This window comes from Streptomyces sp. NPDC050433 (assembly GCF_044458565.1).
Lineage (GTDB): Bacteria > Actinomycetota > Actinomycetes > Streptomycetales > Streptomycetaceae > Streptomyces.
In genome coordinates this window covers 1-18,182 of the sequence record NZ_JBITIB010000014.1, presented here as the reverse complement: position 1 = coordinate 18,182, position 18,182 = coordinate 1, and the positions used below count along the sequence as shown (strand labels likewise).

The 18,182-nt window shown below is 69.6% G+C and carries 17 protein-coding genes and 1 pseudogene; 5 read left to right on the top strand and 13 right to left on the bottom strand.

The window, feature by feature from the left end; translation table 11 throughout:
• Positions 1-3: 3 nt before the first annotated feature.
• Positions 4-2,205, bottom strand: coding sequence for a methylmalonyl-CoA mutase (gene scpA / locus ACIBLA_RS18610; RefSeq protein WP_399199164.1), 2,202 nt, complete (start codon positions 2,203-2,205; stop codon positions 4-6).
• Positions 2,202-4,082: a methylmalonyl-CoA mutase family protein gene (locus ACIBLA_RS18605; protein ID WP_399199163.1), complete on the bottom strand. Its 1,881-nt coding sequence runs from the start codon at positions 4,080-4,082 to the stop codon at positions 2,202-2,204. Before ACIBLA_RS18605 ends, scpA begins: the two co-directional genes overlap by 4 nt.
• A 342-nt stretch (positions 4,083-4,424) precedes the next feature.
• On the opposite strand from ACIBLA_RS18605, the gene ACIBLA_RS18600 reads away from it, so the two are divergent.
• The 4 genes from ACIBLA_RS18600 to lnt all read left to right on the top strand — a co-directional run bounded on the left by ACIBLA_RS18600 (position 4,425) and on the right by lnt (position 7,918).
• Complete coding sequence (locus ACIBLA_RS18600) at positions 4,425-5,297, top strand: undecaprenyl-diphosphate phosphatase (protein ID WP_363244165.1); 873 nt, start codon at positions 4,425-4,427, stop codon at positions 5,295-5,297.
• A gap of 193 nt (positions 5,298-5,490) precedes the next feature.
• The gene (locus tag ACIBLA_RS18595; protein WP_363244164.1) at positions 5,491-5,661 is read left to right on the top strand and encodes a hypothetical protein; all 171 of its coding nucleotides are present in this window, start codon (positions 5,491-5,493) and stop codon (positions 5,659-5,661) included.
• A 51-nt stretch (positions 5,662-5,712) separates the two neighbouring features.
• Positions 5,713-6,171 (top strand): nuclear transport factor 2 family protein, encoded by a 459-nt coding sequence (locus ACIBLA_RS18590; RefSeq protein ID WP_363244163.1) that lies wholly within the window; start codon positions 5,713-5,715, stop codon positions 6,169-6,171.
• A gap of 136 nt (positions 6,172-6,307) precedes the next feature.
• A complete protein-coding gene (lnt, locus tag ACIBLA_RS18585; RefSeq protein WP_399199162.1) occupies positions 6,308-7,918 on the top strand; it encodes an apolipoprotein N-acyltransferase in 1,611 nt (536 codons plus the stop codon).
• Here the strand turns inward: lnt and ACIBLA_RS18580 are convergent.
• The gene (locus tag ACIBLA_RS18580) at positions 7,842-8,747 is read right to left on the bottom strand and encodes a Gfo/Idh/MocA family oxidoreductase (RefSeq protein WP_363244161.1); all 906 of its coding nucleotides are present in this window, start codon (positions 8,745-8,747) and stop codon (positions 7,842-7,844) included. The genes lnt and ACIBLA_RS18580 overlap by 77 nt on opposite strands.
• 200 nt (positions 8,748-8,947) lie before the next feature.
• On the opposite strand from ACIBLA_RS18580, the gene ACIBLA_RS18575 reads away from it, so the two are divergent.
• The gene (locus tag ACIBLA_RS18575; RefSeq protein ID WP_399199161.1) at positions 8,948-9,373 is read left to right on the top strand and encodes a hypothetical protein; all 426 of its coding nucleotides are present in this window, start codon (positions 8,948-8,950) and stop codon (positions 9,371-9,373) included.
• A gap of 43 nt (positions 9,374-9,416) precedes the next feature.
• Here ACIBLA_RS18575 and ACIBLA_RS18570 read toward each other — a convergent pair whose 3' ends face one another.
• The 10 genes and pseudogenes from ACIBLA_RS18570 to ACIBLA_RS18525 form a co-directional block, all read right to left on the bottom strand.
• A complete protein-coding gene (locus ACIBLA_RS18570) occupies positions 9,417-9,872 on the bottom strand; it encodes a hypothetical protein (protein WP_363244159.1) in 456 nt (151 codons plus the stop codon).
• A 154-nt stretch (positions 9,873-10,026) separates the two neighbouring features.
• Positions 10,027-10,710 (bottom strand): uracil-DNA glycosylase, encoded by a 684-nt coding sequence (locus ACIBLA_RS18565; RefSeq protein WP_329390662.1) that lies wholly within the window; start codon positions 10,708-10,710, stop codon positions 10,027-10,029.
• Positions 10,711-10,823: 113 nt separating this feature from the next.
• A complete protein-coding gene (locus tag ACIBLA_RS18560; protein ID WP_363244158.1) occupies positions 10,824-12,404 on the bottom strand; it encodes an ABC transporter substrate-binding protein in 1,581 nt (526 codons plus the stop codon).
• A 109-nt stretch (positions 12,405-12,513) separates the two neighbouring features.
• Positions 12,514-13,296: an SDR family oxidoreductase gene (locus ACIBLA_RS18555; protein WP_363244157.1), complete on the bottom strand. Its 783-nt coding sequence runs from the start codon at positions 13,294-13,296 to the stop codon at positions 12,514-12,516.
• Between the two features lie 17 nt (positions 13,297-13,313).
• Positions 13,314-14,075, bottom strand: coding sequence for a 3-oxoacyl-ACP reductase FabG (fabG, locus tag ACIBLA_RS18550; RefSeq protein ID WP_363244156.1), 762 nt, complete (start codon positions 14,073-14,075; stop codon positions 13,314-13,316).
• Positions 14,076-14,226: 151 nt separating this feature from the next.
• Positions 14,227-14,610 (bottom strand): DUF3037 domain-containing protein, encoded by a 384-nt coding sequence (locus tag ACIBLA_RS18545; protein ID WP_363244155.1) that lies wholly within the window; start codon positions 14,608-14,610, stop codon positions 14,227-14,229.
• A complete protein-coding gene (locus ACIBLA_RS18540) occupies positions 14,607-15,458 on the bottom strand; it encodes a HipA family kinase (RefSeq protein WP_363244154.1) in 852 nt (283 codons plus the stop codon). Before ACIBLA_RS18540 ends, ACIBLA_RS18545 begins: the two co-directional genes overlap by 4 nt.
• Before the next feature lie 76 nt (positions 15,459-15,534).
• Entirely contained in the window at positions 15,535-16,803 is a 1,269-nt protein-coding gene (locus ACIBLA_RS18535; RefSeq protein ID WP_399199159.1) for a tyrosine-type recombinase/integrase, read from the bottom strand.
• Between the two features lie 43 nt (positions 16,804-16,846).
• Entirely contained in the window at positions 16,847-17,113 is a 267-nt protein-coding gene (locus tag ACIBLA_RS18530; RefSeq protein ID WP_399199158.1) for a helix-turn-helix transcriptional regulator, read from the bottom strand.
• 750 nt (positions 17,114-17,863) lie between these two features.
• Positions 17,864-18,043: pseudogene (locus ACIBLA_RS18525) on the bottom strand (S-adenosylmethionine-dependent methyltransferase); the annotation flags it as partial.
• Positions 18,044-18,182: the final 139 nt, after the last annotated feature.

The window sequence follows — 18,182 nt, the reverse complement described above, 5'->3', positions numbered from 1 at the left end:
GGCTCACCGCTCGTGGCCGAGAGCGGCGGCCAGGGTCGTGAGGAGGTCGTGCGCGGCGTCGGGGATGACCGTGCCGGGCGGGAAGACGGCCGCCGCGCCCGCGCGGTGCAGCTCGTCGATGTCACCCGGCGGGATCACGCCACCGACGACGATCATGATGTCCTCGCGGCCCTCGCGCGCCAACTCCTCGCGCAGGGCGGGCACGAGCGTCAGATGCCCGGCGGCCAGCGACGACACCCCCACGATGTGCACGTCGGCCTCGACGGCCTGTCGCGCGACCTCGCCGGGCGTCTGGAACAGGGGGCCGACGTCGACGTCGAAGCCCAGGTCGGCGAAGGCGGTCGCGATGACCTTCTGGCCGCGGTCGTGGCCGTCCTGGCCCATCTTGGCGACCAGGATGCGCGGGCGCCGCCCCTCGGCCTGCTCGAACTCCTCGACGGCTTCGCGGGTCCGTTCGACCGCCGGTGACGTGCCGGCCTCGTTCCTGTACACACCGGAGATGGTACGGATCTGGCCGGAGTGCCGCCCGTACACCTTCTCCAGGGCGTCGGAGATCTCGCCGACGGTGGCCTTGGCGCGCGCCGCGTTCACGGCGAGGGCCAGCAGGTTGCCGTCCAGGCCCCGGGTCGATCCGGCCTCGGCCGCGCCGGTGAGGGCGCGCAGCGCGTCCTGGCAGGCGGCCTCGTCGCGCTCCTCGCGGAGCCGCCGCAGCTTGGCGATCTGCTGCGTCCTTACGGAGGAGTTGTCGACCTTGAGGACATCGATCTGCTCGTCGGTCTCGACGAGGTACTTGTTGACGCCGATGACCGGCTGGCGTCCCGAGTCGATCCTGGCCTGGGTGCGGGCCGCCGCCTCCTCGACGCGCAGCTTGGGGATGCCCGCCGCGATGGCCTGCGCCATGCCGCCGGCCGCCTCGACCTCCTCGATGTGCTGCCAGGCGCGGCGCGCGAGGTCGTACGTCAGCCTCTCGACGTACGCGCTGCCGCCCCACGGGTCGATGACGCGGCAGGTGCCCGACTCCTGCTGGAGCAGGAGCTGGGTGTTGCGGGCGATGCGTGCGGAGAAGTCGGTGGGCAGGGCCAGTGCCTCGTCGAGCGCGTTGGTGTGCAGCGACTGGGTGTGGCCCTGGGTCGCGGCCATCGCCTCGACGCAGGTGCGCGGGACGTTGTTGAAGACGTCCTGCGCGGTGAGCGACCAGCCGGAGGTCTGTGAATGGGTCCGCAGCGACAGGGATTTGGCGTTCTGCGGGTCGAACTTCTTGACGAGCCTCGCCCACAGCAGCCGCGCGGCACGCAGTTTCGCGATCTCCATGAAGAAGTTCATGCCGATGGCCCAGAAGAAGGAGAGCCGGGGTGCGAACGCGTCGACGTCGAGGCCCACGTCGAGTCCGGCGCGCAGATATTCGACGCCGTCGGCGAGGGTGTAGGCGAGTTCCAGGTCGGCCGTCGCGCCGGCTTCCTGGATGTGGTAGCCGGAGATGGAGATGGAGTTGTAGCGCGGCATCTTCTGCGAGGTGTACGCGAAGATGTCGGAGATGATCCGCATCGAGGGCACGGGCGGATAGATGTAGGTGTTGCGGACCATGAACTCTTTGAGGATGTCGTTCTGGATGGTCCCGGCCAGCTTCTCCGGCGGTACGCCCTGCTCCTCGGCGGCCACGATGTAGAGGGCGAGGACGGGCAGGACAGCGCCGTTCATCGTCATCGAGACGGTCATCCGGTCGAGCGGGATACCGTCGAAGAGCTGGCGCATGTCGTAGATCGAGTCGATGGCGACGCCCGCCATGCCGACGTCACCGGTCACGCGCGGGTGGTCGCTGTCGTAACCGCGGTGCGTGGGCAGGTCGAAGGCGACGGAGAGACCCTTCTGCCCGGCGGCGAGGTTGCGCCGGTAGAAGGCGTTGGACTCCTCGGCGGTGGAGAAGCCCGCGTACTGCCGGATCGTCCACGGCTGGTTGACGTACATCGTCGGGTAGGGGCCGCGGAGATAGGGGGCGATTCCGGGGTACGTCCCGAGGAAGTCGAGGCCCGCGAGGTCCTGCCGGGTGTACAGCGGTTTGACGTCGATGCCCTCGGGGGTGTTCCAGACGAGGTCGGCGTCGCTCCTGCCGGTGCTCTCCTTGACGGCGGCGCGCCACTGGTCCTCGTTGCCGCCCGTGGCCGTGGCGGGCCCCAGGTCGATGCCGGTGAAGTCGGGGACGGTCATCGCGCCACTCCCAGGTGGTCGAGGGCGGCCGAGAGTACGGCGACGGCGTCGTCGCCCGCGGCGATGAACTCGTCGACTCCGGCACGGGTGAAGGTCTCGCGCTGTTCGCCGGGGCGGCCCGCGAGATACACGCGGGTGGCGCCGGCCGATTTCAGTGCCGCGGCGACCTGTTCGGCCTGCTCGGCGTAGAGCGGGTCGCTGGAGCAGAGGCAGGCGATGGCGGCACCGCTGCGGGTGAGGGCGTCGGCGGCGGTGGCGGCGTCGACGGTGACCGGGTCGTGGACGGGTTCGATGCCGCCGGACTGGAAGAGGTTCGACGCGAAGGTCACCCGCGCCGTGTGCGCGGCTGCCGGACCGAGTGCGGCCAGCAGGACGCGCGGGCGGGCGCCGGTCGATGCCAGGTGCGCGTCGGAGCGCGAGCGCAGCGCCTCGAAGGCGTCGTCGCGGTGGACGGTGGGCAGTCCGCCGGCCGGGGCCGGGGGCGGTGTGTCGCGTACGACGGGTGCCTCGGCGAGCTGGGGGAACTCGCTGACACCGGTGACCGGTTCGCGGCGCCGGGCCAGCTTCTCGGAGCGGGCCTCCCACCTCTGGGCGAGACGTTCGGCGATCAGGCCGGTGCGCAGCGCGGCGCGTTGGCCGCCGGCGCGTTCGATCTCCTGGAACCAGGCCCAGGCGGCATGCGCGAGGTCGTCGGTGAGCCGCTCGACGTACCAGGATCCGCCCGCCGGGTCGATGACGCGGCCCAGGTGGGACTCCTCGATGAGGATGGTCGAGGTGTTGCGGGCGATGCGCCGGGCGAAGCCGTCGGGAAGTCCGAGCGCGTGGTCGAAGGGCAGCACGGTGACGGCGTCGGCGCCGCCGACCCCGGCGGCCAGCGAGGCGACCGTGGTGCGCAGCATGTTCACCCACGGGTCGCGGCGGGTCATCATCACCGAGGAGGTCACGGCGTGTTGGCGCTGCGCGGCGCCCGCGGCTCCCGACCCGCTGACCTCGGCGACACGGGCCCACAGCCTGCGGGCGGCGCGCAGTTTGGCGATGGTAAGGAACTGGTCGGCGGTGGCCGCGTATCTGAACTCCAGCTGGCCGCAGGCCGCTTCGACGGAGAGTCCGGCGGCGGTGAGATCGCGCAGGGCGGCGACGCCGGCGGCGAGCGAACAGCCGAGTTCCTGCGCGGCCGAGCCGCCGGCCTCGTGGTAGGGCAGGGCGTCGACGACCAGCGCGCGCAGTCCGGGGTACTCCCGGTGGCACAGCTGGGCGAGTTCGGCCGCGGCGTCGGCAAGTCCGGGTGCCTCGTGGCCGGTTCGGGCGAGGCCGCCGAGCGGGTCGGCGCCGAGGGTGCCGCGCGCCTCGCCCCGTGGGACGCCGCGTTCGTCGAGCAGGCGCAGCAACTCGGCCGCCGCGTCGGGGAATTCGTCGCCCGCGTCGAGCGCGATCGGGGCGAGGTCGAGATAGACACCGTCGAGGGCGTCGGCCAGGCCGGAGACGGGTACGCCCGCCTCTCCGACCGCCAGCCACAGCGAGGTGGTGCCGTTGGCCAGGTCTTCCAGTACGGCTTCGTTGGTGCGCGCCGCGTCGGTGCGCGCGTGGCGCTGCCGTACGTCCCAGCCGCCCGGCGCCGGGCCGCCGGGGGTGCCGCCGCGGGTGAAGGGCGCGAAGCCCGGAAGGCCGCCGTCGCCCGGATCGTCGGCGGCGGTGTAGAGCGGACGGGTGGTCAGTCCGTCCTCGATCGATGTCGACAGTGCGTCCTCGGCGGCGGCCCCCGACACGGTCCGGCCGGATTTCCGCAGGACCCCCTCCACCAGACCCTGCCACTGCTCATGGGTGGGTGCGGGGAAGTCGGCTGCCAGCGATAGCCCGCTGTCGGGCAGGAGCGTCATGCCGAGATGTTAGGGCAGGGCGTTCGGCGGTCATCAGGTCGAACTGATGTGACCTTGCCCTCCCCTCCGTACGCCCCCTGGCGTGCCCCCGTGTGCGCCCCCCTGCCGCCCCCTCAGCCCCGTTCCGGCGCCCTCGGTTCCGCGCGTCCCGCGCCTGAGCAGGGGGTTGGCGCGGTCTCGTAATCCGCAGCGGCTACGCTGCCCCAGACCGGCGCGTGATGGCCCCTCCACACACCCGTGCACATGAGCGATTCCGCGCGTCAACCTTTCAGTCCGCAACGGCCACTGCCCCGTGTTCACACCGGCCGGTGCACGATCTTTGCTTGGATGGCGTAGCACCCAATGTCTTGGTTCGAATCACTCATCCTCGGGCTCGTCCAGGGGCTGACCGAGTTCCTGCCCATCTCCTCCAGCGCGCATCTGCGGCTGACCGCCGCCTTCGCGGGCTGGCACGATCCGGGTGCGGCGTTCACCGCGATCACCCAGATCGGTACGGAGGCGGCGGTCCTCATCTACTTCCGCAAGGACATCGCCCGGATCGTCTCGGCGTGGTTCCGCTCGCTGACGAACAAGGCGATGCGCTCCGACCACGACGCCCAGATGGGCTGGTTGGTGATCGTCGGTTCGCTCCCCATCGGTGTGCTCGGGCTCGTGTTCAAGGACCAGATCGAGGGGCCGTTCCGTGATCTGCGGCTGATCGCGACGACGCTGATCGTGATGGGCATCATCCTCGGTATCGCGGACCGGCTGGCGGCGCGCGACGAGACCGGCGGCAAGCACCGCGCCGTCAAGGAGCGCAAGTCCCTCCAGGACCTGGGTGTCAGGGACGGTCTGATCTTCGGGTTCTGCCAGGCCTTGGCGCTGGTTCCGGGTGTCTCACGCTCGGGTGCGACGATCAGTGGCGGACTGCTGATGGGCTACACCCGTGAGGCGGCGGCGCGTTACTCGTTCCTGCTGGCCGTCCCGGCCGTACTGGCCTCGGGTGTCTTCGAGTTGAAGGACGCGGGCCAGGGCCATGTCTCGTGGGGGCCGACGGTCTTCGCGACCGTCATCGCCTTTGTCGTCGGATATGCCGTCATCGCCTGGTTCATGAAGTTCATCACCACCAAGAGTTTCATGCCGTTCGTGATCTACCGGATCCTGCTCGGCATCGCGCTGTTCATCCTCGTCGGTACGGACACGCTGAGCCCGCACGCGGGCGAATCGGGCGGCTGACCGGGTTGTGTGCGCACCGTGTGCTCAAGGACACGTTTGCCCGTCGTACCGCCCACGGGTGCCGGACGGCGGGCGGAACCCTTGGCAGGACTGGGCTCGGAGCTGACGCTCCGTCGGGTTGCCCTGTCGGCGTGTGAGCTATACCGCTCCCCGGACGGCCCTTGACCGCTGCGGCGGCCCGTACGGTTGTCGTATGCCCACAACTTCCTCCTCCGCCCCCGCGGCGTCCGGCGCCGTCGCGGCCAACGAGCGCATCCGCGCCCTGGTCGACGCGGCGGACGGCACGTGGCCGGCCGAGGAGTACGAAGTCCTGCTGCTGGAGTGGGCGGCGGCTCTGCACGATTCGGTCGACGAGGCCGCCTAGCCCCTGGCCTCGACCCTTGGCTTGGGGCGTCCGCTGCCGGAGACTGATCCGATGACGCAGCGTGTGGATCTCGCGACCGTGATGGACCGACTGGCCGTCGACGAGGTGATCAGCGGTTACGCGATCGCCGTGGACGACTCCGACTGGCCGGGCTTTCTCGCCCTCTTCACCCCCGACGGGCGCGCCGACCACCGGACCGCCGGTGGAATCGAGGGGTCGGCCGCCGAGGTCGCCGACTGGCTCGCCGGCGTCCTGAGCCGTTTTCCCGTACGCCAGCACCTGATGGGCAATCGTCGGCTGACCTTTCAGGACCTCGGCGGATCTCGGGCCGATCGCGCCGAGGTACGGGCCGACTGCCTGAGCACGATGTTCCTGGAGACCGGCGAGGAGACCACCGCCATCAGCCGTTACACCTTCGGACTCGCCCGCACGGACGACGGCTGGCGGCTGCACAGTGTGGTGGCGCGGGAGAAAGCGGGGCGCGGAGCCGGTGTCGTCGCCGAAGGCTGACCCCGTGCGCGGCTGACGCGCCGGGGCGGGGCGCTCTGTCGTCGGGCGGTGCCTCTCCCGCACACTGATCGAAAAGCTCTGCTCACCGGGCAGGACGCACCGGTCGGGCGGCACGGACGGCACAAGGAGGCGCGGCATGCGGGTTCCGGCCGGCCGGCGGGATCGGTGGGTCCGCCGCTCGACCTCACCGGTGTGGCGCGGCGCCGCGGCCGTGACGGCCGGCGCGCTGCCGGCGCTCTCGTTTCCCGAGCCGGGGCTCTGGTGGCTCGCGTACGGGGCTCTTGTGCCGTGGATGCTCCTGTTACGTACGGCTGCGACCGGCCGCCGCGCGGCCGTCGAGGGCTGGCTCGGCGGGCTGGGTTTCATGCTCGCCGTCCATCACTGGCTGATGCCGAGCCTGCATGTGTTCATCGTGGTGCTGGCCGCGCTGCTGGGGCTGCTGTGGGCACCGTGGGGCTGGCTGGTCCGCCGGATGCTCGGCGGGCGTCCATCACCGCGGCGTTCGGCCGCCGCGTCGGCGGTGGTGCCGTCGGGCTGGCTGATGATCGAGACCGCGCGGTCCTTGGAGGGCCTGGGCGGTCCCTGGGGGTTGCTGGGCGCCGGACAGTGGGAGGTCGCCCCCGCGCTGCGGCTCGCGTCGGTCGGCGGCGTGTGGCTGGTGAGTCTGCTGGTGGTCGCCGTGAACACCGCGCTGACGATGCTGCTGACGCTGTCCACGGCCCGTACCGTCGCCGTCGCGGGGCTCGCCGGTTCGGCCGTCGCCGTGACCTCCGCGTGGATGTGGGCGCCACGCCCGGAGCACACCGGGCAGACGCGCGTCGCCGTCGTCCAGCCCGGTGTCTTCGCCGGTTCCGACAGCGTCGAGCGGCGTTTCGACCACAGCGAGGAGCTGACCCGCTCGCTGGCCGGCCGGGATCTCGATCTCGTGGTGTGGGGAGAGAGCAGCGTCGGCCACGATCTGGCCACCCGGCCCGATCTGGCGGCGCGTATCGCCGTGCTGTCACGCCAGGTCGGCGCCGAGGTCCTGGTCAATGTGGACGCTTCGAGTACGGACGCGGCGGGGCGCACCGGCATCTTCAAGAGCGCCGTGCTGGTCGGTCCGAACGGCCCGACGGGCGACCGCTACGACAAGATGCGGCTGGTGCCGTTCGGCGAGTACGTCCCGGCGCGGTCGGCGCTCGGCTGGGCGACATCGGTGGGCAAGGCGGCGGGCGAGGACCGCAGGCGCGGCACCCGCCAGGTGGTCATGGTGCTGCCCGGTGAGGGGCGGGGCGGGCTGCGGATCGGCCCGCTGATCTGCTTCGAGTCGGCGTTCCCCGACATGAGCCGGCGGCTGGCCAGGGACGGCGCGCAGTTGCTCGTCGCCCAGTCGTCGACATCGTCCTTCCAGCCGAGCTGGGCACCGGAGCAGCATGCCTCGCTGGCCGCGCTGCGGGCGGCGGAGACGGGACGCCCCACGGTGCACGCCACGCTCACCGGCATGAGCGCGATGTACGGCCCGGAAGGCGAGCGGGTCGGTGCGCCGCTCGGCACCGGCAGCAGCGCGAGCGCCGTGTACACGCTTCCGCTGGCGCGTGGCACCACCGCGTACGTCAGGTACGGCGACTGGCCGCTGTACGCCGCACTGGCCGTACTGGCGGCCTTCTGCGCCGCCGAGGGCGCGCGGTCGCTCAGACGGCCTGCGCCCGCACCGCCAGGACCACCCGTTCACACAACTCATGCGTCAGCAGAGCGTCGCGGGCACTGAGCGTCTTCCCCGCGCGTACGGCGTCCAGGAACGTCAGCACACACTGCTCGATGCCGCGCTGCCGGGCCACCGGCACCCAGTCGCCCCGCCTGCGGACACTGGGCTGGCCCTTGTGGTCGACGATCTCGGCGAGATCGTGGACGGCCCGCTTGGTGTCCTGACCCGAGACTTCGAGGGTCTCCTCGGTCGAGCCGTTCATCCGGTTCATCATGCCGATGGCGGTGAAGCCGTCGCCGGAGAGCTGGAGCACGACGTGGTGCGTCAGCCCCTCGCGGGTCCGCGCGCGGACGTCGATGTGCTCGACGGGGCCGGGCAGCAGGAAGCGCAGGGTGTCCACGACATGGATGAAGTCGTCCAGGACGAGGGTGCGGGCGTCCTCGGGCAGTCCGATGCGGTTCTTCTGCATGAGGATCAGATCGCGCGGGTGTTCCAGGCACTGCGTGTAGCTGGGCGCGAAGCGCCGGTTGAAGCCGACGGCCAGGCTCGTCCCGCGCTCCTCGGCGAGGGCCACCAGCCGCTCGGAGTGTTCGAGTTCGTACGCGAGGGGTTTGTCGACGAAGGTCGGCACACCGGCCTCGACGAGCCGGGTGACGATCTCGGCGTGGGCGGAGGTCGGCGCGTGGACGAACGCGGCGTCCACGCCCTCGGCGAGCAGCGAGTCGAGGTCGGCGTGGCGCCGCTCGGCGGGGATGTGGTGGATCTCGCCGACCCGCGTGAGGGTGGCCGGGGTGCGGGTCTGTAGATGCAGCTCGGTTCCGGGCAGCGTGGTGAGCACCGGCAGATACGCCTTCTGGGCGATGTCGCCGAGCCCTATGCAGCCGACCTTCACGTGGGTCTCCCTGTCGCCTTGCCGCGGTTGTGTCGCACGCGCCGGAGCGCGAGGGTCCGCCCTGCGGACCCTGATCCGCAGCATACGGGCGCCGCGGGCGCCTGCGACGTGGACAACACCTGACCGAGGCGCGTCACCCGTGCGGGTCACGGCGTGCGGTTACGGCCCCGACACGGCTCGCGACCAGCAGAGTTGGCCCGGTGACGGGGCGAACGAGAACGACAGCGGTACTCCTGCTCGGTGTGGCGGTCGGCGGGGTCTCGGCCTGTGTGGCCGTCGAGCCCGGCGTCGGTGCCGTACGCGGCGAGCTGCCGCACGGCGCCGTGGAGCCGCGGATCGCGCAGCTGCCGGCGCGCGAGACGTTGGAGGCGGCTGCCCCGCCACGGCGCACGCCCGCGCCGCGACCGGCCGTGGCGGGGACCGTACCGCCGTCGTCCGAGCCGCCCCGCCGCCGGGCGGCCGTGCGCCCACCCGCACCGACGGCCCCCTCCGCACCGCCCGTCCCGGCGCCCCCGACGGTGCTGCCGGACACGGGCGCCGGGCTGTGCGCGCTCGGCAAGCGGTACGGCGGCTGGGCGCCGGCCGGCCCGGAGAGCCGCCTCTGCGAGGAGACGTACGGCCACTGAGGCCTCACCTCACATGTCACCGCGTGTCACCGAGCGAGACCGCCTAGCCGTCCAGCAGTTGCCGCTCCAGACGGCCGATGGCTGTCCGTACGCCGTTGCCGTATCCGTCGTCCCCGAGCGTGTTGACCGCGGCGCGTGCTCGGGCGAGGTGGAGGCGTGCGGCATCGGGGCGCCGGAGTTTCAGGTAGTCGGCGGCGAGGTTGAGATGGAGTGAGGGGAAGAAGGCCCGTACCGCCGGTGAGGTACGGGCCGTGGCCGGGTCCTCCGCGGCGGCCAGGGCGCGCAGGTCCCAGGCCAGTTCGTCGCCGGGGTCGTCCTGGGTGTCCGCCATGTAGTGCGCGAGCGTGCAGCGGTGGAGCGGGTGGCCGGACTCGCCGATCTCGGTCCACAGGTCACCGAACCGGTTGCGCGCCTCCTCGCGGTCACCGCCGTGGAGCAGCATGACCGCCTGGCCGATCCTCGTCAGGACGGCGTCCTCCGACACCTCGCGCTGCTCCATCGCCTGCCGCCTCCCGCGCCCGTCCGGTCGATCCCGTCCGGCCCGACGCTAACCGCAGCGACCGGCAATCCCGCACAGGCTCACCCGCCCGGCGCGGACCGCCGGGCGAGGCCCACGGAGCACGTGCCGGACGCGCCGAGCGCTTCCGGGGCGGTCAGCCCAGGTCGGGGATGCGCCAGTCGATCGCCTTGTGTCCCTGCGCGGCGATCGCCTCGTTGATCTGCGTGAACGGGCGCGAGCCGAAGAACTTCTTCGCCGACAGCGGCGACGGATGCGCGCCCTTCACCACCACGTGCCTCGATTCGTCGATCAGCGGCAGTTTCTTCTGCGCGTACGCACCCCAGAGCACGAAGACCGCGGGATCCGGCCGGGCGTCCACCGCGCGGATCACGGCGTCCGTCACCTTCTCCCAGCCCTTGCCCTTGTGCGAGTTGGCCTCCCCGGCCCGCACCGTGAGCACCGCGTTGAGCAGCAGCACACCCTGCTCGGCCCACGGCATCAGATATCCGTTGTCCGGCACCGGGTGGCCCAGCTCCTCCTTCATCTCCTTGTAGATGTTCCGCAAGGAGGGAGGCGTACGCACACCGGGCCGCACCGAGAAGCACAGACCGTGCCCCTGCCCCTCCCCGTGATACGGGTCCTGGCCGAGGACCAGGACCTTCACCTGGTCGTACGGCGTGGCGTCGAGCGCGGCGAACACCTCTTCACGCGGGGGGTAGACCGGCCCCTTGGCCCGCTCTTCCTCGACGAACTCGGTGAGCTCCTTGAAGTAGGGCTTCTGCAGTTCCTCGCCGAGGACGCCGCGCCAGGACTCGGGCAGCATGTCGGTGTCGGTCACGTCAACAACCTCCGGTAAGTGATCAGTTGGGCCACCACTGAACCTACCGGTGAGCACTGACAATCGCCGCCACGAGCCGACCGCGACCCAGCTGCGAGCCGGCTACCAGCCTGCTACCAGCTGGCCTTTCGGCTGAACTCCCACAGCTGCATGACCGTCTGCGGGTCGAGCGCCCGCTCACCGCCGCTGATCTCCTCCGACGCGGCGACGTAGAGCTTGCCCTGCCACAGCGGCAGCAGCCGCACGTCGTCGACGAAGATCTCCTGGGCGCGTTCGAACTGCTCGATCACCGCGCCGCGGTCGCTCTCGCGCCGCGACTGCGGCAGCAGCTCGTTGGTGATCTCGGGGCTCTCGTAGGGGGTGCTGAGAGCGTTGTTCTTGCCGACGAAGGGGGCCACGAAGTTGTCGGGGTCCGGGAAGTCGGGGAACCAGCCACGGCCGAAGACCGGATACTCGCCCTTCTGGAAGCCCGCCTGGAAGTCCTTCCACGGCTTGCTCTTGAGCGTGATCTTGAAGAGGCCGGACGCTTCGAGCTGACGCTTCAGCTCCGCGAACTCGGCCACGGTGCCGGAGCCGTAACGGTCGGTCGTGAACCAGAAGGTCAGCGGCACCGGCGTCTCGATGCCGGCGTCCTCAAGGATCGCGCGCGCCTTCTCGACGTCCGGGTCGCCGTACTTGTCGAAGAAGCTCGTGGCGTGCCCGGAGATGCCCTTGGGGACCATCGAGTACAGCGGCTCGGCCGTGCCCTGGTAGACCTTGGCCACCAGCGCGTCACGGTCGACCACCTGGGCCACCGCCTCCCGTACGGGGAGCTTCGCCGCCGACTTGTCCTTGGGGTTGAACACCAGGTAGCGGATGTCGGCGCCGACGGTCTCGACCAGCTGAAGGTGCTCGTTCTCTTCCGTCTTCTGCTCCAGCTCGACGACTTCCTCCGAGGTCAGACCTCGGTAGATGACGTCGATCTCCTTGTTCTTCAGCGCGCTGAACAACCGGTTGGAGTCCTGGAAGTACTGGATCTTGACGGCGCTGTTCTTACGGTCGGCGAAGCCCTTGTAGCTCGTGTTCTCGGCCAGTTCGGCGTTGCTGCCCACCGTGTACGACTTCAGCGTGTACGGCCCGGAGCCGGTGAGCTTGCCGTCGTCCCTGAGCTTGTCGGCCGGGTACTCCGCCGGGTCGACGATGGACATCGCGGGGGCGGCGAGGACGAACGGGAACGTGGCGTCCGGCTTGTTCAGGTTGAACGTGACGATGCGGTCGCCGTCCGTGGTGACTTTGTCCAGCGACGCGAGGAGCCCGTTGGGACCACCGTTGACGTTGATCTTCACGATGCGGTCGAACGAGTGCTTGACGGCTTCGGCGTCGAGCTTGTGGCCGTTCGAGAACGACAGCCCTTCGCGCAGCTCGCAGCGGTAGACCCTGTTGGTCGAGTCCGTGAACTTGCAGTTGTCGGCCGCGTCGGGCTGAGGAGTCGTACTGCCGGTGGGGAACGCGACCAGGGTCTGGAAGACGTTCCGGTACAACTCCCACGAGTTGTCCCACGCGGCGGCCGGGTCAAGCGTGCTCGGCTCACTGGTGGTGCCAACCGTGATCTTCTGATCCCCCGCGGCGCCGTCCGCCGAGAACAAGCCGCATCCGGCGAGCAGGGATATGGACGCGAGGGCTGCAGCCGCCTGCAGACTGGTCCGGTTGAACACGTGTGCACGCTCCTTGTTCAGCCACGAGTCGGCCGACCATACCGCAGCGCCCCATCGGTTCAATATGCAGGTCCGATGGGGCACTTGAAGCATTTGCTAACAAAGCGTGTCAGCTCACGCCCGCGTTGAGGAAGATTCCGCCGTCGACGACCAGTGTCTGCCCGGTGATCCAGTCCGACTGGTCGGACGTGAGGAAGGCCGCAGCACCGCCGACGTCCTCCGGCATCCCGAGGCGCCCCAGCGGGTAGGCGGCTGCCGCCTCGGCCTCCCGGCCCTCGTAGATCGCCGTCGCGAACTTGGTCTTGACCACGGCCGGCGCGATGGCGTTGACCCGCACGCCGGGTGCGAACTCGTGAGCCAGCTGGAGGGTCAGATTGACCATCGCCGCCTTGCTCATCCCGTACGCCCCGATGAACGGCGACGCGGACACCCCCGCGACCGACGCGATGTTCACGATCGCACCGCCGTGGTCCTTCTGCCAGGCGCGCCAGGTCAGCTGGGCGAAGCCCAGGGCCGAGATGACGTTGGTCTCGTACACCTTGCGCGCCACGTTGAGATCAAGCTCGGCCATCGGGCCGAACACCGGATTCGTTCCCGCGTTGTTCACCAGATAGTCGACGCGGCCGAACTCCTCCATGGTGCGGTCGACCGCGGCGGCCTGGTGGGCCTCGTCGTGGGCCTTGCCGGGAAAGCCGATCACCCGGTCCGCGCCCAGGCGCTCCACCGCCTCCTTCAGCGTGTCCTCGGTCCGTCCGGTGACGCACACCCGGTCGCCGCGGGCGACGAACGCCTCGGCGATGGCGTATCCGATGCCGCGGCTGGCGCCGGTGATCAGCGCGACCCTGCCGCTGTCGGGACGGCCTGCGCCTGCGCCCTTCGGCTGCTCAGTCATGTCGCTCACTCTCCCGTTCAGTTGAGGGGTCCGCCGGCGACGTACAGCACCTGGCCGGAGACGAATCCGGCGTCCTCGCCCGTGAAGAAGGCGATCGCGTTCGCGATGTCGTCGGGGACGCCGACCCGCTGGACCGGGATCTGGGTGGCCGCCGCCGCCTGGAACTCCTCGAAGCCCATGCCGACGCGGGCTGCCGTCTGGGCGGTCATCTCCGTGACGATGAAGCCGGGGGCGACGGCGTTGGCGGTGACGCCGAACTTGCCGAGTTCCTTGGCGAGGGTCTTGGTGAAGCCCTGGAGTCCGGCCTTGACCGCGGCGTAGTTGGCCTGGCCGCGGTTGCCGAGCGCGGAGCTGGAGGACAGGTTGACGACGCGGCCGAACTTGGCCTCCACCATGTGCGCCTGACAGGCGCGGGCCATCAGGAAGGCGCCCTTGAGGTGCACGTTCATCACCGTGTCCCAGTCGGACTCGCTCATCTTGAAGAGGAGGTTGTCCCGCAGCACACCGGCGTTGTTGACGAGGATCGTGGGCGCGCCGAGTTCGGCGGCGACGCGCGCGACGGCGGCCTCCACCTGGGCGGCGTCGGACACGTCGCAGCCGACGGCGAGCGCCTTGCCGCCGGCGGCGGTGACGGCGCCGACGGTCTCCTCGCAGGCCGCCTCGTCCAGGTCGAGTACGGCGACGGCCCGGCCCTCGGCCGCGAGACGTACCGCGGTCGCGGCGCCAATGCCCCGCGCCGCCCCGGTCACGACGGCGACACGCTGCTCGGTGGTCGACATGCTGCTTCTCCTCGTCCTTGGATCGCGGCGTCGGCGCGCGAGCACTGAGCGACCGCTTAGTATTCAGCTGCCGTGACGCTAGAAGCCCCGCCACCCGGTGTCAACGGCCCACGGGGGCGCGGACATATGTCACACCGCGCGAGAGCCGGCCCTAGCGGACCAGCAGGTCCAGCAGCCGCTCGACCTCCGCCGACGGGTCGAGCGTCAGACCCGTGTGTACGGGGCCGGGCTGGACGACCGTCGAACGGGGCGCCACCAGCCAGCGGAACCGCCTCCCCGCGTCGTCGCGAGCCGCCTCCCCGGCGGGGTCCCCGCCCGCGCAGACACCCTCGACGGCGCGCAGCGCGGCCCGCACCCCGGCCACATCGGCCTCCGGCGCCAGCGCCCTGAGCCGGTCCTCGTCCAGGTGCGTACGGGCGGCCACGAACGACCTGGCGCGGCAGTAGACCAGCACCCCCGCGTTGATGAACTCCCCGCGCTCGACCCTCGGCACCACGCGCAACGGCGCGTACTCGAACACATCGCGTGCGCTCATCGGCCCTCGCCTCCGGCGTTCTTCGTGGGATGCGGCCAGGGCGTGACGTGCTCGGTCAGCCAGCCGGGGGCCTGCGAGGGGCGCGTCCGGGTGGGCGCGTCGAGGGTGAGGCGTTCGTGGATGGTCGCCGCGCGCGGCAGCAGCGCCGCGACATAGGCGCGCCGTACCGCGTCGGTGGTGTCGAACCCCGGCTCGTCCACGAGCCATTCGTCCGGCACGTCGGCGGCGACCTCGGTCAGCAGCTCCTCGGTGACCAGCGGTGCGAGTTCCGCTGCGGCGGAGGCGATGTCGGGCCGGAACGGCGCGAGGACGTGGTCGGAGGCGTCGTACGGCTTCGCGACCGAGGCCTGGACCCCCGGCCAGTTGTGGTGCCAGATCATGGTGGCGCCGTGGTCGATGAGCCACAGATCGCCGTGCCAGACAAGCATGTTGGGGTTGCGCCAGGACCGGTCGACGTTGTTGATGAGCGCGTCGAACCACACGATCCGCCCGGCCTCGGCCGGGTCCACCTCGTAGGCGAGCGGATCGAAGCCCAGCGATCCGGGCAGGAAGTCCATCCCGAGATTCAGCCCACCGCTCGCCTTCAGCAGCTCCTGCACCTCCTGGTCGGGCTCCCCGAGACCGATCACCGGATCGAGCTGCATGGTGACCAACTCCGGCACCCGCAACCCGAGCCGCCGCCCCAACTCCCCGCAGATGATCTCGGCGACAAGGGTCTTACGGCCCTGCCCGGCGCCGGTGAACTTCATGACGTACGTCCCGAGATCGTCCGCCTCGACGATGCCGGGGAGCGAACCGCCCTCACGCAAGGGTGTGACATAGCGGGTCGCAGTGACCTCTTTCAGCATTTTCCCAGGCCGCCCATCTCTTCAACCTTGCAATCCACGGCCACCTTTGGAGGGGCGTCGCAGCGGGAATCACCCGTCAACGGGCCTGGGGAGAATCTGGGGAGTTTCGGCCGGCCTGCCGATCCCCCCGCTTCCCGAGCAGTCCGTCGATGGCGGTGCGCCCCTTACTTCCGGCCTCCGGCATGAAGTGAGCATAGTAACCGAGGGTGATCGCGGGCGAGGAGTGCCCGAGCCACCGCGCCAAGGTCACGACAGACTCTCCGGCTTCCAGCATCATCGAGGCATAGGTGTGCCGCAGAACGTGGAAGCCGTCCTTCGGGGCCGCCGCCCATTGCCAGGGTTTCGCTCCCTCGGCGCGCGGCGGGATGATGTCGGCCTCGGCCAGCGCGGGCTTCCAGGTGTAGGTGTTCCACGTGTTCACCGCGACGGCGTTGCCGAATCGCGTGGTGAGCAGCAGAGAGAACTTTCTCCCCCGCCCCTCCGGCTTCCCCCACGGAAGCTCCACCTCCACCGGTGGGAACGCTTCGACGTGGCGCTTCAGCTCCTCGGCCACCGAGGAGGGCATGTCGACGGTACGGGTCTTCTTCCCCTTCGGCAGGGCGAAGTACAACCTTCCACGGATCGCCTGTACTTGGCGGCGGACGTGGAGGACCCCTCGCGCGTAGTCGATGTCCTCCGGGCTCAGCCCAAACACCTCGCCCTGACGGAGCCCGCATCCAAGGCCGACTACGACGGCTATCCGGTTTCGTGGGCTGATGACGTCGCGGACTCGAAGCGCCGTCTCCAACCGCCACGCGTCACGTCGCTCTTGTGGCGCCTTTGGCCACCGCACAGACTTCGCATGCATGGGGTTCCTGGCGAGCCGCTTGTCGTCGACAGCCGCTTCCAGAATGGAGGAGAGCTCGGACAGAATGCCACGCTGGTAGTCGACCGAGGAGACGGTCGACTCCAACTTGGCTATGTACGCGCGCAGATCCGCTGCCGTGATGTTCCTGAGGGGGAGTTGACCCAGGTGCGGAATGATGTGAAGCCGCGCTCTCCGCTCCTGGTTGTCCCGGGTCTTCGGAACTCCGCCTCTGCCCGGCGCCCAGTGCATCGCGATGTAGTCGGCAAGTGTGATGGATCCGTCGCGCGGGTCCACGAACTCGCCCCGCTCTTCGTCCGTGGCTGCTCGACGAAGCCACGCCTTGGCGTCCTCCAACGTGTCGAAGGAGCAATCACGGACTCCGGGTATACCGGCGACCTTGTACCGCTTCCCCTTGCCATAGCGGGCGGTTTTCTCCCTCTTCCCGGTTATCGGGTCCTTCTTCTTCTTAATCCAGCGATCTTCGATGTAGCCGGCCAAGGGATCCTCCTTATAGAGAGGAAACGACACTCTGCGGCGAGCGTCAGACGTTGGGGATACGACTGGACCGTTGCTGAGGAGTGACGCTCAGCGGGCTCAGGACAGCATTGGAGCGGGAGTCGGCCTGCTCCTGTTCACGGATCCAGGCGTCAAGGGCTTCTCGGCGGTACATGACACGACCGCGAGGACCCATCCGGAAGCTCGGCGGCCCCTGCCGCCGGTGCCGCCAGACGTAGAGCGTGTGCGGTGAGAGGCCGAGATACTCGGCGGCATCCTTGACGTTGAGGAATGCGGCGCGTACGGCGCCCACAGGAGCAGGTGTGACAGATGGACGAATTGGCGATCGTGCAGGCATGGAAGTAATGGTCACCACGATCACCGGTTTGGCTAACCGGCGATCGTGGTCTATGTTGCGCTCGCGCTGCGCTAGCGGCTTGTGTCCGCGCTGCCAGTCATGCCCCAATGCACCACGACACGGTCAGGGATTCCATTGGCCTGAATCAGGCGCCAAGTTGAACCTCCGGGGGTGCGCCGCTCCATGCAAAAAGATGGCCCCCTCGGGATAGCAGCCAGGTTGCAGCAGGTTCTCGCCGAACAGGGCGGCTGCGCACGCCCAGCACGTCGGACACGGCGTCGTAATTCCTGACGCTTGACCGAACCAGGCGTTCAGTGCGCCGAGTGTCCAAGAGGACAAGGGAAGTTAAGCGGGCGGATCGAATAGCGGAATCCGATAGAGCGGCCTCCTATGTAGGACCATGTCAGCGAGGCGGTCCGGTGGCCAGGGTTCCGAATCGTTCGCAACCCTGGCCACACTGGAGCAGTCGCATCAGCCTGACGTGGTGTTTCCCGGGACGTTGTACGTTGACATGCTCCCGGCGGAGGGTTCCAGTCCTTTGGTGTTCTTTCTTGTCTGCCGTGGGCGAATGTCCACCGGCACCTAAGAAAAGCCCTCTGGGGGCACCTTCATTCGCTCTCTCAGATGAAATCGGGCGGGGTGGCGAGTGCCGCGGCCTACGACGGATCGGTATTCCCAAGCTGCCGAGGGTGCTTCGTGAGGTACGGGGCGCTCACGCGCGTCCGCCCAGTAGTACGGGTCGAGCATTTCGCTGGGCCAGGCTGGCTGAAGCACAGGACCTCGTGGACTCATCTGCTCTAGGTAGGGCGTCAGATCGACCACGGGAGTGCCGTCCACGGCATCAAGGTCGGTGACCAGGAGGTCCCGGCCGTCCACATCTAATACTCCAGCGGTAGATCGCTATCGTGGCTGGTCAGGTGCCTCTTTCTGAGTGTAGCGAGCTGACGGCCCGTCATATTGCGGCAGTTCGTGACCAGCGGTTCGGCGTGTCCGTTGTCATGGTTGTGGAAGAGACGGAACTGCT

Excerpts from the sequence above, each read along its gene's own strand:
- scpA (WP_399199164.1), bottom strand. The coding sequence starts at position 2,205 with ATGACCGTCCCCGACTTCACCGGCATCGACCTGGGGCCCGCCACGGCC.
- ACIBLA_RS18605 (WP_399199163.1), bottom strand. The coding sequence starts at position 4,082 with ATGACGCTCCTGCCCGACAGCGGGCTATCGCTGGCAGCCGACTTCCCC.
- ACIBLA_RS18600 (WP_363244165.1), top strand. The coding sequence starts at position 4,425 with ATGTCTTGGTTCGAATCACTCATCCTCGGGCTCGTCCAGGGGCTGACC.
- ACIBLA_RS18595 (WP_363244164.1), top strand. The coding sequence starts at position 5,491 with ATGCCCACAACTTCCTCCTCCGCCCCCGCGGCGTCCGGCGCCGTCGCG.
- ACIBLA_RS18590 (WP_363244163.1), top strand. The coding sequence starts at position 5,713 with ATGACGCAGCGTGTGGATCTCGCGACCGTGATGGACCGACTGGCCGTC.
- lnt (WP_399199162.1), top strand. The coding sequence starts at position 6,308 with ATGCGGGTTCCGGCCGGCCGGCGGGATCGGTGGGTCCGCCGCTCGACC.
- ACIBLA_RS18570 (WP_363244159.1), bottom strand. The coding sequence starts at position 9,872 with ATGGAGCAGCGCGAGGTGTCGGAGGACGCCGTCCTGACGAGGATCGGC.
- ACIBLA_RS18555 (WP_363244157.1), bottom strand. The coding sequence starts at position 13,296 with ATGACTGAGCAGCCGAAGGGCGCAGGCGCAGGCCGTCCCGACAGCGGC.
- fabG (WP_363244156.1), bottom strand. The coding sequence starts at position 14,075 with ATGTCGACCACCGAGCAGCGTGTCGCCGTCGTGACCGGGGCGGCGCGG.
- ACIBLA_RS18545 (WP_363244155.1), bottom strand. The coding sequence starts at position 14,610 with ATGAGCGCACGCGATGTGTTCGAGTACGCGCCGTTGCGCGTGGTGCCG.
- ACIBLA_RS18540 (WP_363244154.1), bottom strand. The coding sequence starts at position 15,458 with ATGCTGAAAGAGGTCACTGCGACCCGCTATGTCACACCCTTGCGTGAG.